This window comes from Nocardioides cremeus (genome assembly GCF_030518195.1).
Classification (GTDB): domain Bacteria; phylum Actinomycetota; class Actinomycetes; order Propionibacteriales; family Nocardioidaceae; genus Nocardioides; species Nocardioides cremeus.
The window spans coordinates 1-228 of the sequence record NZ_JAULSC010000406.1; the positions used below are offsets into that span (position 1 = coordinate 1).

At 78.9% G+C, this 228-nt stretch carries 1 protein-coding gene; it reads left to right on the plus strand.

What is annotated here, in order from left to right; all coding sequences use genetic code 11:
- Positions 1–228: hypothetical protein (locus QWJ41_RS21520; protein WP_302710542.1), on the plus strand; the 228-nt coding region annotated here is incomplete at both ends.

Genomic DNA, 228 nt, shown 5'->3' on the forward strand with positions numbered 1-228 from the left:
TCGAGCACCCGGGCCCGTGGCCGGTGACCGCGCCGTTCGGCGCCGACCTGTCCACCGCGCTGCTGCGCGAGCTCGGCCACCCCGAGCTGCGGACCCTGTTCATCCGACGCCACGGCCGCGCCGGCGCGGCCGACCGGTTGACCGGGCCGCGGCGCTGGTACCGGAGCCACGGCGGCCGGTTGCGCACCGGCCTGTGGCAGCGGCCCGACGAGCTGCTGGCCAGCCTCG